This window comes from Streptomyces sp. NPDC020192 (assembly GCF_044388685.1).
Classification (GTDB): Bacteria; Actinomycetota; Actinomycetes; order Streptomycetales; family Streptomycetaceae; genus Streptomyces.
In genome coordinates this window covers 160579-173677 of the sequence record NZ_JBIRXG010000001.1, presented here as the reverse complement: position 1 = coordinate 173677, position 13099 = coordinate 160579, and the positions used below count along the sequence as shown (strand labels likewise).

Annotated in this window: 12 protein-coding genes; 4 read left to right on the top strand and 8 right to left on the bottom strand. The window is 70.8% G+C overall.

Annotated features, from left to right (window positions below):
- Positions 1-10: 10 nt before the first annotated feature.
- Genes pgl through tkt form a run of 5 tightly spaced genes read right to left on the bottom strand, consistent with a single transcriptional unit; the run spans position 11 to position 6609 of the window.
- The gene (gene pgl / locus ACH47Z_RS00855) at positions 11-793 is read right to left on the bottom strand and encodes a 6-phosphogluconolactonase (RefSeq protein ID WP_399069065.1); all 783 of its coding nucleotides are present in this window, start codon (positions 791-793) and stop codon (positions 11-13) included.
- A complete protein-coding gene (gene opcA / locus ACH47Z_RS00850; protein WP_399069063.1) occupies positions 790-1833 on the bottom strand; it encodes a glucose-6-phosphate dehydrogenase assembly protein OpcA in 1044 nt (347 codons plus the stop codon). The genes pgl and opcA overlap by 4 nt, the downstream gene beginning before the upstream one ends.
- A complete protein-coding gene (gene zwf, locus ACH47Z_RS00845) occupies positions 1830-3368 on the bottom strand; it encodes a glucose-6-phosphate dehydrogenase (RefSeq protein ID WP_399069062.1) in 1539 nt (512 codons plus the stop codon). Before zwf ends, opcA begins: the two co-directional genes overlap by 4 nt.
- Position 3369: 1 nt before the next feature.
- Positions 3370-4488 (bottom strand): transaldolase, encoded by a 1119-nt coding sequence (gene tal / locus ACH47Z_RS00840; RefSeq protein ID WP_399069060.1) that lies wholly within the window; start codon positions 4486-4488, stop codon positions 3370-3372.
- 33 nt (positions 4489-4521) lie between these two features.
- Entirely contained in the window at positions 4522-6609 is a 2088-nt protein-coding gene (tkt, locus tag ACH47Z_RS00835) for a transketolase (protein WP_399069058.1), read from the bottom strand.
- A 413-nt stretch (positions 6610-7022) separates the two neighbouring features.
- On the opposite strand from tkt, the gene ACH47Z_RS00830 reads away from it, so the two are divergent.
- The 4 genes from ACH47Z_RS00830 to ACH47Z_RS00815 all read left to right on the top strand — a co-directional run bounded on the left by ACH47Z_RS00830 (position 7023) and on the right by ACH47Z_RS00815 (position 10340).
- Positions 7023-7979, top strand: a complete 957-nt coding sequence (locus ACH47Z_RS00830; protein WP_399070332.1) for a heme o synthase — start codon at positions 7023-7025, stop codon at positions 7977-7979.
- Positions 7980-8048: 69 nt separating this feature from the next.
- On the top strand, positions 8049-8369 hold the full coding sequence (locus ACH47Z_RS00825) for a hypothetical protein (RefSeq protein WP_399069056.1): 321 nt from the start codon (positions 8049-8051) through the stop codon (positions 8367-8369).
- A gap of 99 nt (positions 8370-8468) precedes the next feature.
- On the top strand, positions 8469-9575 hold the full coding sequence (locus ACH47Z_RS00820) for an amidohydrolase family protein (RefSeq protein WP_399069054.1): 1107 nt from the start codon (positions 8469-8471) through the stop codon (positions 9573-9575).
- An 18-nt stretch (positions 9576-9593) separates the two neighbouring features.
- Positions 9594-10340, top strand: coding sequence for a nucleotidyltransferase domain-containing protein (locus ACH47Z_RS00815; RefSeq protein ID WP_399069053.1), 747 nt, complete (start codon positions 9594-9596; stop codon positions 10338-10340).
- Between the two features lies 1 nt (position 10341).
- Here the strand turns inward: ACH47Z_RS00815 and ACH47Z_RS00810 are convergent, their stop codons facing one another.
- The 3 genes from ACH47Z_RS00810 to ACH47Z_RS00800 are packed head-to-tail and all read right to left on the bottom strand — an operon-like array spanning position 10342 to position 13094.
- On the bottom strand, positions 10342-11352 hold the full coding sequence (locus ACH47Z_RS00810; protein WP_399070330.1) for a heme A synthase: 1011 nt from the start codon (positions 11350-11352) through the stop codon (positions 10342-10344).
- Between the two features lie 48 nt (positions 11353-11400).
- Positions 11401-12174, bottom strand: coding sequence for an ABC transporter permease (locus tag ACH47Z_RS00805; protein ID WP_399069051.1), 774 nt, complete (start codon positions 12172-12174; stop codon positions 11401-11403).
- Positions 12171-13094, bottom strand: coding sequence for an ABC transporter ATP-binding protein (locus ACH47Z_RS00800; protein WP_399069049.1), 924 nt, complete (start codon positions 13092-13094; stop codon positions 12171-12173). Before ACH47Z_RS00800 ends, ACH47Z_RS00805 begins: the two co-directional genes overlap by 4 nt.
- Between the last annotated feature and the right edge of the window lie 5 nt (positions 13095-13099).

Sequence of the window (13099 nt, the reverse complement as noted above, 5' to 3'; positions counted from 1 at the left end):
CCCGCTGGGCTCACGGCGACGACGGCGGATACAGCGACCGAGGCAGCTGCGAAGCCGCCGCGGCGTCCAGCAGCCACAGCGTGCGCTGTCTGCCGTACGCGCCCGCCGCCGGGGCCTGGATCTCGCCCGCGCCCGACAGGGCGATGGCGGCGGCCTCCGCCTTGTCCTCGCCGGCCGCGAGCAGCCACACCTCGCGGGCCGCGCGGATCGCGGGCAGGGTCAGGCTGATCCGGGTCGGCGGCGGCTTGGGCGCGCCGTGCACGCCGACCACCGTGCGCTCGGTCTCCCGTACGGCCGGCAGCTCCGGGAAGAGCGAGGCCACATGGGTGTCCGGGCCGACGCCCAGCATGAGCACGTCGAAGGTGGGCACCGAGCCGTGGTTCTCCGGCCCGGACGCCTTCGCCAGCGCCGCCGCGTACGCCTCGGCCGCCGCGTCGACGTCCGTACCGTACGGGCCGTCGGAGGCGGGCATGGCGTGCACGCGCTCCGGGTCCAGGGGGACGGAGTCCAGCAGGGCCTCGCGGGCCTGCGTGACATTGCGCTCGGGGTCGCCCTCGGGGAGGTAGCGCTCGTCGCCCCACCACAGGTCGAGGCGGCCCCAGTCGATGGCGTCCCGCGCGGGCGCCGCCGCGAGCGCGGCCAGCAGGCCGTTGCCGTTGCGGCCGCCGGTGAGGACCACGGACGCGCTGCCCCGGGAGGCCTGCGCGTCCACGATCTTCGTGATGAGGCGGGCCGCGGCGGCCTGCGCCATCAGCTCCTTGTCGCGGTGGACGACCAGCTGCGGGGTGCTCACTTCGCCGCCGCCTTCCGTGCCGGAGCCTTCTTGGCGGTCTTGGCCGCCGCCTTCTTCGTGGGCGCCTTGGCCGCTTCCTCCACCGGCTCCGGCACGGCCACCGCGGGTTCCGGAACCGTGTTCAGCCGCTCCACGCCGTAGCGCAGTGCCGACGCGTAGGTGTCGTCCGGGTCGAGCCGGCGCAGCTCCTCCGCGATCAGCTCGGCGGTCTCCCGCCGCTTCAGCGCCACCGCGCGGGCCGGCTGGCCCTCGATGGACAGCGTGGCCAGCGAGCCGTCCGCGCGGTCCAGGACGATCGGGCCGCAGGTGGTGTCGATGCGGACGGCCGTCAGACCCGGGCCGGACGACAGAGAGCGCCTGACGGGGACGTCCAGCCGGTCCGCGAGCCACATCGCCAGCAGCTCACAGCTCGGGTTGAACTCCTCGCCCTCCACCTCGACGCCGCTCACCTCGCAGGTGACCTGGTCCAGGGCCGCCGCGAGCATCGAACGCCACGGCGTGATCCGGGTCCAGGACAGGTCGGTGTCACCGGGCGTGTAGGCCTCGGCGCGGGCCGACAGCTCCCGCACCGGCTGCTCGGCGGCATGGGTGTCGGTGACCCGGCGCTGGGCGAGCGCGCCCAGCGGGTCCTTCGCCGGGTCCACCGGGGCGTTCACCGGCCACCACACCACGACCGGGGCGTCCGGCAGCAGCAGCGGCAGCACCACCGAGTCGGCGTGGTCGACGACCTCGCCGTGGAGCCGCAGCACGACCGTCTCGCCGGTGCCCGCGTCCGCGCCCACCCGCACCTCGGCGTCCAGCCGGGACGTCGTACGGTCGCGCGGGGTGCGCGAGACGCGCTTGATGACCACCAGCGTGCGCGAAGGGTGCTCGCGCGAGGCGTCGTTGGCCGCCTTCAGGGCGTCGTAGGCGTTCTCCTCGTCGGTGACGATGACGAGGGTCAGGACCATGCCCACGGCCGGGGTACCGATGGCCCGGCGGCCCTGGACGAGCGCCTTGTTGATGTCGCCGGAGGTGGTGTCGGTCAGGTCTATCTTCATGGCCGGCGCCAGCTCCGTCCGTCTCGTGCGAGCATCTCGTCCGCCTCGGCGGGGCCCCACGTGCCCGAACCGTACTGCGCGGGCCTGCCGTGCTTGTCCCAGTACTCCTCGATCGGGTCGAGGATCTTCCAGGACAGCTCGACCTCCTCCGTGCGCGGGAAGAGGTTGGCATCGCCCAGCAGCACGTCCAGGATGAGCCGCTCGTACGCCTCCGGGCTGGACTCCGTGAAGGACTCGCCGTAGGCGAAGTCCATGGAGACGTCCCGGATCTCCATCGAGGTGCCCGGCACCTTGGAACCGAAGCGCACGGTGACGCCCTCGTCGGGCTGGACGCGGATGACGATCGCGTTCTGGCCCAGCTCCTCCGTGGCCGTCGTGTCGAAGGGGGAGTGCGGGGCCCGCTGGAAGACGACCGCGATCTCCGTCACCCGCCGGCCGAGGCGCTTGCCGGTGCGCAGATAGAAGGGGACGCCCGCCCAGCGGCGGTTGTCGATCTCCAGTTTGATCGCGGCGTAGGTGTCGGTCTTCGACTTGCCGTCGATGCCGTCCTCTTCGAGGTAGCCGATGACCTTCTCGCCACCCTGCCAGCCGGCCGCGTACTGCCCGCGTACGGTCGAGGCGCCCAGGTCCTTCGGCAGCCGTACGGCGCCGAGCACCTTCTCCTTCTCCGCGGCCAGCGCGGACGCGTCGAAGGAGGCGGGCTCCTCCATGGCCGTGAGGGCCATGAGCTGGAGCAGGTGGTTCTGGATGACGTCACGGGCGGCGCCGATGCCGTCGTAGTAGCCGGCGCGGCCGCCGATGCCGATGTCCTCGGCCATGGTGATCTGCACATGGTCCACGAAGGACCGGTTCCAGATCGGCTCGAACATGGTGTTGGCGAAGCGCAGCGCCAGGATGTTCTGGACGGTCTCCTTGCCGAGGTAGTGGTCGATCCGGAACACCTGGTCCGGCTCGAACACCTCGTGCACGACCTTGTTCAGCTCCTCGGCCGACTTCAGGTCGTGTCCGAACGGCTTCTCGATGACCGCGCGCCGCCAGGAACCGCCCGACTGCTCGGCCAGCCCGTGCTTCTTCAGCTGCTGGATGACGACGGGGAAGGAGCGCGGCGGCACCGACAGATAGAAGGCGAAGTTGCCGCCCGTGCCCTGGGCCTTGTCCAGCTCCTCGATGGTGGCGCGCAGCCGCTCGAACGCGTCGTCGTCGTCGAAGGTGCCCTGGACGAAGCGCATCCCCTGGATGAGCTGCTGCCAGACCTCCTCACGGAACGGCGTACGGGCGTGCGCCTTGACGGCGTCGTGGACCTCCTGGGCGAAGTCCTCGTTCTCCCATTCGCGGCGGGCGAAGCCCACCAGCGAGAAGCCCGGCGGCAGCAGACCCCGGTTGGCGAGGTCGTACACCGCGGGCATCAGCTTCTTGCGCGACAGGTCGCCCGTGACGCCGAAGATGACCAGACCCGACGGCCCCGCGATACGCGGGAGCCGTCGGTCGGCCGGGTCACGAAGCGGGTTGGCTCCGGAACCGACAAGGGGTGACAAATCAGCCCTCCGAGGGGGTGAGGCGCTTGAGTTCCGCCTCGGTCGACTTCAGCAGGTCGTTCCAGGACGCCGCGAACTTCTCGACGCCCTCGTCCTCCAGTACCTGGACCACGTCGTCGTACGAGATCCCGAGCTTCTCGACCGCGTCGAGGTCGGCGCGGGCCTGCTCGTAGGTACCGGTGATGGTGTCGCCGGTGATCTCGCCGTGGTCCTCGGTGGCCTCCAGGGTGGCCTCCGGCATGGTGTTGACCGTGTTCGGCGCGACCAGGTCGGTGACGTACATCGTGTCCTGGTACGCCGGGTCCTTCACACCGGTCGACGCCCACAGCGGACGCTGCTTGTTGGCGCCCGCGCTCTCCAGCGCCGTCCAGCGGTCGGAGGAGAAGACCTCCTCGTACGCCTGGTAGGCGAGGCGCGCGTTGGCGATGGCGGCCTTGCCGCGCAGCGCCTTGGCCTCGTCGGTGCCGAGGGCGTCCAGGCGCTTGTCGATCTCGGTGTCCACGCGGGACACGAAGAACGACGCCACGGAACGGATGAGCGACAGGTCCAGGCCCCGCTCCTTCGCCTTCTCCAGACCGGAGAGGTAGGCGTCCATGACGGCCCGGTACCGCTCCAGGGAGAAGATCAGCGTGACGTTGACGCTGATGCCGAGGCCGATGACCTCGGTGATCGCCGGCAGACCCGCCTGGGTGGCCGGGATCTTGATCAGGGTGTTGGGGCGGTCCACCAGCCAGGCCAGCTGCTTGGCCTCGGCGACGGTGGCCCTGGTGTTGTGGGCGAGGCGCGGGTCGACCTCGATCGACACCCGGCCGTCCTGGCCCCCGGTGGCGTCGAAGACGGGGCGCAGGATGTCGGCGGCGTCGCGGACGTCCGCCGTGGTGATCATGCGGATGGCCTCTTCGACGGTGACCTTGCGGGCGGCGAGGTCGGCGACCTGCTGCTCGTAGCCGTCGCCGCCGCTGATCGCCTTCTGGAAGATCGTCGGGTTGGTGGTGACGCCCACGACGTGCTGCTGGTCGATCAGCTCGGCGAGGTTGCCGGACGTGATCCGCTTGCGCGACAGGTCGTCCAGCCAGATCGCGACGCCTTCGTCGGAGAGGCGCTTGAGTGCGTCTGTCATGGAATTACATCTCCTACGTGTCGTATATGAGCGTCAGCGCTGGGCGGCGGCGATGGATTCCCGGGCCTTGGCGGCCACGTTCTCAGGCGTGAAACCGAATTCGCGGAAGAGCACCTTGCCGTCCGCGGAAGCACCGAAGTGCTCCAGGGAAACGATGCGGCCGGCGTCCCCGACGTACTTGTGCCAGGTCAGTCCGATACCCGCCTCGACCGCGACCCGGGCCTTGACCGACGGCGGGAGCACGGAGTCCCGGTACCCCTGGTCCTGCTCCTCGAACCACTCCACGGACGGCATCGACACGACCCGCGTCGGGACGCCCTCCGCCTGGAGCTGCTCACGCGCCTCGACGGCCACGTGCACCTCGGAACCGGTGGCGATCAGGATCACCTGCGGTTCGCCGCCCTCGGCCTCGAACAGCACGTAACCGCCGCGCGCGGCATCCTCGTTGGGCTCGTACGTCGGCACGCCCTGGCGGGTGAGGGCGAAGCCGTGCGGCTGGCCCTTGCCGAACTCCTTGGTGTAGCGCTTGAGGATCTCGCGCCAGGCGATCGCGGTCTCGTTGGCGTCGGCCGGGCGGACGATGTTCAGGCCCGGGATGGCGCGCAGCGAGGCCAGGTGCTCGACCGGCTGGTGGGTCGGGCCGTCCTCGCCGAGGCCGATGGAGTCGTGCGTCCACACGAACGTCACCGGCAGGTGCATCAGGGCCGACAGGCGCACCGCGTTACGCATGTAGTCGGAGAAGACGAGGAACGTGCCGCCGTAGACACGGGTGTGGCCGTGCAGGGCGATGCCGTTCATCTCGGCGCCCATGGAGTGCTCACGGATGCCGAAGTGGATGGTGCGGCCGTAGGGGTTGGCCTCCGGCAGCGGGTTGCCCTCGGGCAGGAAGGAGCTGTCCTTGTCGATGGTCGTGTTGTTCGACCCGGCGAGGTCGGCCGAACCGCCCCACAGCTCCGGGATGACCGCGCCGAGCGCCTGCAGCACCTTGCCGGAGGCGGCACGCGTCGCGACACCCTTGCCCGGCTCGAAGACCGGGAGCTTCTCCTCCCAGCCGGCGGGCAGCTCGCCCTTGCTGATGCGGTCGAACTCGGCGGCGCGCTCGGCGTTCTCGTCGCGCCACACCTGGAGGGACTTCTCCCACTCGGCCTTGGCCTGCGCGCCGCGCTCCAGCGCCTTGCGGGTGTGGGCGATGACCTCGTCGGCGACCTCGAAGGTCTGCTCCGGGTCGAAGCCGAGGACGCGCTTGGTGGCCGCGACCTCCTCGTCGCCCAGCGCCGAGCCGTGCGCGGCCTCGGTGTTCTGCGCGTTCGGGGCCGGCCAGGCGATGATCGAGCGCATCGCGATGAACGACGGCTTGTCCGTGACGGCCTTGGCCTTCTGGACGGCGTCGTAGATGGCGGCCGGGTCCAGGTCGCCGTTGTCCTGGGCCTCGACGCGCTGCACATGCCAGCCGTAGGCCTCGTAGCGCTTGACGGTGTCCTCGGAGACGGCCGTCTCGGTGTCGCCCTCGATCGAGATGTGGTTGTCGTCCCAGAGCAGGATCAGGTTGCCGAGTTTCTGGTGGCCGGCCAGCGAGGACGCCTCGGCGGAGATGCCCTCCTGGAGGCAGCCGTCACCGGCGATGCAGTACACGAAGTGGTCGAAGGGCGACTCGCCCTGCGGGGCCTGTGGGTCGAACAGACCGCGCTCGTAGCGGGCGGCCATCGCCATGCCCACCGCGTTGGCGACACCCTGGCCCAGCGGGCCGGTCGTGGTCTCCACGCCCTTGGTGTGCCCGTACTCCGGGTGGCCGGGGGTCTTCGAACCCCACGTCCGGAAGGCCTTCAGGTCGTCCAGCTCCAGGCCGAAGCCGGCCAGGTACAGCTGGGTGTAGAGGGTCAGGGACGAGTGACCGGCGGACAGCACGAAGCGGTCGCGTCCGACCCAGTCGGGGTCGGCGGGGTCGTGCCGCATCACCTTCTGGAAGAGGGTGTAGGCGGCCGGAGCCAGGCTCATCGCCGTACCGGGATGGCCGTTGCCGACCTTCTGTACGGCGTCGGCGGCCAGGACACGGGCGGTGTCCACGGCCCGCTGGTCCAGGTCGGTCCACTCAAGGTCTGTGGTGGTCGGCTTGGTGCTCACCCTGGGTCAGGGCTCCTCTCCACATGTCGGTCGGCCGGTCTTCGGGGCACGTGCCCACCCGGCCGCCGGCGTGCCTGTGCCCGCCGGCCGCTGCCGAGCCTACCCCCGTAAGGACGTGCGTTTTTTCGAGTGTTTCCAGACTGCCGGGACTTCGCGCGATCCGCCTCCCGACTGGCCGACATGGCATTTGGCACATGAATACGGAGGCGGTCATGTGAGCGCTCAATCGAGGGGTGGGTCATCTCTTATGGGGGTCCTCCAGGGGTCCTCCGGCGGTCCTCGTCCGGGGGCCCGCCAACACGACCCCACCCCCGCGAAGGCCGGGGTATGGGCAACGTCTAAAGTGGCGTGGTACGCGCGAGCCTTTACCGGGACTTCACACGGGGAGGCTTGCTGGGATGTCTCTGTCAGGGGTGTGCGTGACGGCCGTCGAATCACGTCCAGCGGGCGTGCTGGGTGGTGCGAGCCAGGGCCCGGTTCACCGGCCGTTCGGGGCCCGTGTCAAGGCGTTCGTGGCTCTGACCAAGCCGCGGATCATCGAGCTGCTGCTCATCACCACCGTTCCGGTGATGTTCCTGGCGCAGAAGGGCGTGCCGGACCTGAAACTGGTCCTGCTGACCTGCGTCGGCGGCTACCTCTCGGCGGGCGGCGCCAACGCGCTGAACATGTACATCGACCGGGACATCGACGCCCTGATGGACCGCACCTCGCAGCGGCCCCTCGTCACCGGCATGGTCAGCCCGCGCGAGTGCCTGGCCTTCGGCATCACCCTCGCGGTCGTCTCGACGCTGCTGTTCGGTCTCACCGTCAACTGGCTGAGCGCCTGGCTCTCCCTCGGAGCACTCCTCTTCTACGTCGTCGTCTACACGATGATCCTCAAGCGGCGCACGTCGCAGAACATCGTGTGGGGCGGCATCGCCGGCTGCCTGCCGGTGCTGATCGGCTGGTCCTCGGTCACGAACTCGATGTCCTGGGCGCCGGTCATCCTCTTCCTCGTCATGTTCTTCTGGACCCCGCCGCACTACTGGCCGCTGTCCATGAAGGTCAAGGAGGACTACGCGCGCGTGGGCGTGCCGATGCTCCCGGTCATCGCCTCCAACAAGGTCGTCGCCCGGCAGATCGTCATCTACAGCTGGGTGATGGTCGCGGTCTCCCTGCTCCTCACCCCGCTCGGCTACACCGGCTGGTTCTACACGGTGGTCGCCCTCGCGGCCGGCGGCTTCTGGCTCTGGGAGGCGCACGGCCTGCAGAACCGGGCCAAGGCCGAGGTGACCGGTGCGAAGCTGAAGGAGATGCGGCTCTTCCACTGGTCGATCACCTACGTGTCGATCCTCTTCGTCGCGGTCGCCGTGGACCCGTTCCTGCACTGACACCCGTCGGGCGTACGTCACAGGGGCCTGCTCTCGCCAGTCGATCTACTCGTGGGTAGCATCCTGACCATGGCAGACACGCAGCAGGTTGACCCGAAGGCCGAGCGCAAGGCGGCCAAGCTGGCCCACCAGATCAGCGCCTTCGCCAAGGCACACGGCGGCGCCGAGGGCCAGGTGGCCTACATCGGCGAACGCGGCGCCCGCATCGTCCTGGTCGGCGAGGACGGCGGCTGGGGCGACCTCGTCGCCCCGACGTACGCCATCGCCGAGCAGGCGGTGCAGAAGTCCGGGATCACGGTCCACGAGTCCTTCGACGGCGAGTTCGCTGCGAAGGTGAAGACGGGCACGTACGAGTGGAAGCGGATGGCGGGCATTCAGCTGGGCGGCTGACGGTCGAGCAGCCAACCCCCCTGAGCTGAACCGCGACCTCGAACCCTGTTCACCCGTTAGGACGTGTAAGGCAGCACGCGTCCTCACGGGGAGCCCCGGATGATCGAAACGCCGTCCCTCGTGGATCAGTACTGTCACGGCGTACTGCGGACGGAATTGGGCCTCGGCACCTTCGAGGCTCAACTGGCGCGTACCGAGGGACCCCCGGCCCCCGGTACGACCCTCTTCGACACGCAAACGGGCTTCGCCGTACGGCGCTGGTGCCCACCGCTCCTGGGACTGGAGCCCCACTGCCCGCCCGCCCGTTATCTGGCCCGCCGCCGTGAACTGGGCGTCCTGGAAGCGGGCCGCAGGCTGCTGCGGGGCAGCGGTATCACCAGCTACCTCGTCGACACCGGCCTGCCCGGTGACCTCACCGGCCCCGCCGAGCTGGCCTCCGCCGGTTCCGCCGAGGCCCACGAGATCGTCCGGCTGGAGCTGCTCGCGGAGCAGGTCGCCGACACCTCCGGCACCGTCGAGTCCTTCCTCGCCAACCTCGCCGAGTCCGTGCACGGCGCCGCCGCGAACGCCGTCGCCTTCACCTCCGTCGCCAGGCTCCGGCACGGCCTCGCCCTCACCCCCGAGCCGCCGGGGCCGGGGGAGGTGCGGGGCGCGGCGGGCCGCTGGCTGGCCGGGCGCAGGGTCGGCGGGGCGCTCTCCGACCCCGTGCTGCTACGGCACCTGCTGTGGATCGCCGTCGCCTCCGGACTCCCCCTCCAACTGCACGCGGGACTCGGCGAGCCCGGCTCCCGCATCGACCGTACGGACCCGGTGCTGCTCACCGACTTCGTGCGGGCCACGGCCGGCCTCGGCACCGATCTGATCCTGCTGCACGGCTATCCGTACCACCGGCACGCCGCCCATCTGGCCGGTGTCTTCGCGCACGTCTACACCGACTCCGGCGCCGCGCTCGTCCGTACCGGGGCCCGGGCCGCCACCGTCCTCGCCGAGATCATGGAGCTGGCCCCCTTCGGTAAGATCCTCTTCTCCACCGGCGCCCATGGCCTGCCCGAGCTGCACGTGGTCGGGGCCCGGCTGTTCCGCGAGGCACTGGCCCGGGTCCTGGGCGGCTGGGTCGCCGACGGGGCATGGTCCCTGGAGGACGCCCAGCGGGTGGCCCGGCTGGTCGCGGCGGACAACGCGCGCCGGGTGTACGGACTGCGGTGAACCGACCAGACTGAGCGGATGCCGACGGACACCGAATCCCTGCTCGCCCGCTTCCTGACCGACCTGACGCCGCTTCGTCCCTCAGCCGTGTGGGCCCATGGCTCCCTGGCCGGCGGCGACTACCAGGAGGGCCGCAGCGACCTGGACCTCATCGCCGTACTGCCGGGCCCGGTGACCCTCACGACCGTACGCCGGGTGGTGGCGTCACACCGGCGCCTGCGCGGCGATCCGCTCGCCGCCAAGCTGCACTGCAGCTATCTGACCCCCGCCACCCTGGACGACCCGGACCGGTCCCACCTCACCTGGGCGCACCGCCATGTGCTGCGCCGTCCGGTCACCCCCGTCACCCGGCGCGAGCTGCACGACTTCGGCCGGGTGCTGCACGGTGAGGCACCGGCCGGGCTGCTGCCGCCGGTGCCCGAGCGGCAGCTGCGCGCCTTCGTGGTACGCGACCAGCGCGACTTCTGGCGGCCCAACGTCGACAAGGCCCGGCTGTGGAAGCAGGACATCTGGGTCGACGCGGGCCTGCTGACCTTCGCCCGCGCCACGGTGACCCTGCGGGACGGCCGGCTGATCTCGAAACGGGAGGCCCTGGCCGAGCTTCCGACCCTCGGCGCCCCTGTCGAGGTGGTCGAGGACATCACCCGGCGGCGTTACGACAAGGGCCCCGCCCTGGCCACCGGGAACTGGGTCAACCGTCGCGCGGAGCTGACCCGGGCGTACCTGGGCCCGGCGATCGACACGCTGGTCACCACCTACGGGTGACTCACGCGCGCGTGCCCACCGTCACCTCGGACGAGGGGCCGGGCAGGTCCACGGTGGCCTCCGAGCGCTCGCGGAGCGACAGCAGGACGCGCAGGACGCCGATCCACACCAGGCACGAGCCGAACATGTGCAGGCCCACCAGCAGCTCGGGCAGGTGGGTGAAGTACTGCACGTATCCGATCACACCCTGGCCGAGCAGGATCAGGAACAGATCGCGCGTGCGCGCGAGCGGCCCCTTCGGCGCGTCCACCGCCTTCAGCACGAACCACAGCGCGAACGTCAGTGTCACCACGATCCAGGCGAGCACCGCGTGCAGCTTGGCCACCGTCTCCCAGTCGATGGGGATCCGCTTGACCTCGCTGGAGTCCCCCGCGTGCGGCCCGGCTCCGGTCACCACCGTGCCGACCGCGATGAGCAGCAGGGACGCGGCCACCAGGAACCACACCAGCTGCTGCACGGCCTTGCCGACCAGCGGCCGGGGCGCGCCGTCGCCCTCGCGGGTGCGCTGCCACATCACCGCGGCGACGGTGGTCAGGGCCGTCGCCAGCAGGAAGTGGGCCGCGACGGTGTACGGGTTGAGGCCCACGAGCACGACGATCCCGCCGAGGATCGCGTTGCCCATCACCAGCCAGAACTGCGCCCAGCCCAGCCGGGTCAGGCTGCGCCGGTACGGCTTCTCGGAGCGGGCGGCGATGATCGCCCAGCCGACAGCGGCGCACAGCACGTACGTCAGCATCCGGTTACCGAACTCGATCGCGCTGTGGTAGGTCAGCGCGTTCGTCGGCGTCAGCGAGCCGTCGGTGCACTCGGGCCAGGTCGGGCAGCCGAGACCGGAGCCGGTCAGGCGTACGGCGCCGCCGGTGACGACGATGACCACCGACATCACGAGCGCGGCGAGGGCCGCCCGCTGGACCGTCCGGGGGGAGGGGGTCCAGCGTTCGGCGATGAAGGCGAGCGGGTTGCGCACGGCCGCTGCGGCGTCGGCGGGATTCAGCTTGGGCACGCGCACCATCGTAGGCCGCCGCTTGTGCACGCTTTCACGAGGGTCCATCGTGGCGGCTCACTCCCAGCGGAAGAGCTTCCCCGCCGCCGCGAGCCCGGCGACCGCCCACACGGCGAGGATCCCCAGGTCACCCCACGGCATGCCGGCCCCGTGCTGGAGCACGCTGCGCAGGCCGTCCGACAGCGCGGAGATCGGCAGCAGCCCGAGCACGTCCTGCCCGGCGGAGCCGAACTTGTCCAGCGGGACGATGACTCCGCCGCCGACGAGCAGCAGCAGGAAGACCAGGTTGGCGGCGGCCAGGGTCGCCTCCGCCTTCAGGGTGCCCGCCATCAGCAGGCCCAGCCCGCAGAACGCGGCCGTACCGAGGATCAGCAGGAGCAGGACGGCTATGGGGTTGCCCTGCGGGTTCCAGCCCAGCGCGAACGCGATCACCGTCAGCAGGATCACCTGGAGGACCTCCGTGACCAGCACGGACGCCGTCTTGGCGGTCATCAGGCCCCAGCGGGGCAGGGGGGAGGACGCCAGGCGCTTCAGGACGCCGTAGCGACGCTCGAAGCCGGTCGCGATGGCCTGCCCGGTGAACGCCGTCGACATCACGGCGAGGGCCAGGATGCCGGGGGCGAGGAAGTCGACCGCCTTGCCCTTGCCCGTGTCCACGATGTCCACGGAGCTGAAGAGCACCAGCAGCAGGGTCGGGATGACGACCGTCAGCAGCAGCTGCTCGCCGTTGCGCAGCAGCATTTTGGTCTCGAGGACCGCCTGGGCGGCGATCATGCGGGGCAGCGGCGCCGCTCCCGGCTTCGGGGCGTACGTACCCGTAGCGGTCGTCATGAACGCAGCTCCTTGCCCGTGAGCTCCAGAAAAACGTCTTCCAGGGTGTGCCGCTCCACCGAGATCCGGTCCGGCATCACCCCGTGCTGGGCGCACCAGGAGGCGACCGTGGCCAGCAGCTGGGGGTCGACCCTGCCGACGACGCGGTAGCTGCCCGGGGTCAGCTCGGCGGCCGTGCAGCCGTCCGGGAGTGCCTTGAGCAGGGAACCGACGTCGAGGCCGGGGCGGCCGGTGAAGCGCAGGGTGTTCTCGGCGCCGCCCTTGCACAGCTCCTCCGGGGAGCCCTGGGCGATGACCCGGCCGCCGTCGATGATCGCCACGTCGTCGGCGAGCTGCTCGGCCTCCTCCATGTAGTGCGTGGTGAGGATCACCGAGACGCCGTCGGCGCGCAGGTCCTTGACCAGGTCCCAGGTGGCCCGGCGGGCCTGCGGGTCGAGGCCGGCGGTCGGCTCGTCCAGGAAGACCAGCTCCGGGCGCCCGACGACGGCCATGGCGAGCGCGAGCCGCTGCTGCTGGCCGCCGGACAGCCGGCGGTACGAGGTCCGGCCGCAGGAGCCGAGCCCGAGCCGCTCGATCAGCGCGTCCACGTCCAGCGGATGTGCGTGCAGCTTCGCCACGTGCCGCAGCATCTCGTCCGCGCGGGCGCCGGAGTACACGCCGCCGGACTGGAGCATGACGCCGATGCGGGGACGCAGCTCGGCGGACTGCCGTACCGGGTCGAGGCCCAGGACGCGCACCGTGCCGGAATCCGGCTTCCGGTACCCCTCGCAGGTCTCGACCGTGGTCGTCTTCCCCGCCCCGTTGGGACCGAGGACGGCGGTCACGCCCGCCTGGGCCACCAGGTCGAGGCCGTCCACCGCGGTTTTCGTGCCGTACCGCTTCATCAGGGCCTGGACCTGGAGCACCGGCTCACTTCGCATGGGTC